This is a genomic window from Aeromonas taiwanensis, from assembly GCF_000820165.1.
Classification (GTDB): Bacteria; Pseudomonadota; Gammaproteobacteria; order Enterobacterales; family Aeromonadaceae; genus Aeromonas; species Aeromonas taiwanensis.
This window is the reverse complement of sequence record NZ_CDDD01000100.1, coordinates 120,159-120,453: the sequence shown is the minus strand read 5'-3', so window position 1 is coordinate 120,453 and position 295 is coordinate 120,159. Positions and strand designations below refer to the sequence as shown.

Below are 295 nucleotides of genomic sequence, written 5' to 3'. Positions count from 1 at the left end.
GTCGATCACCTCGTCCGGGGTCTGCACCGCCTTGCCCTGCAGCATGGCGGTCTTGGCCACCATCTTGGCGATGTAGCGGGAGACCTGGTGGATGTCCGCGAGATCCGGCAGCAGAGAGCCCTCCTCTCCCTTCACCAGGGGGGAGCAGTCCGCCAGGGCGCGGCTGGCCGACATCAGCATGGCATCGGTCACCCGGTTGGCACCGGAGGCGATGACGCCAAGGCCGATCCCCGGGAAGATGAAGGAGTTGTTGCACTGGGCGATGACGTAGCGCTGGCCCTTGTACTCCACCGGC

General features: G+C 66.4%; 1 protein-coding gene. It reads right to left on the bottom strand.

Features of this window, described 5'->3' with window-relative positions:
- A partial coding sequence (locus BN1136_RS20545) for a malic enzyme-like NAD(P)-binding protein (protein WP_043808996.1) occupies positions 1 to 295 on the bottom strand: 295 nt, incomplete at both ends.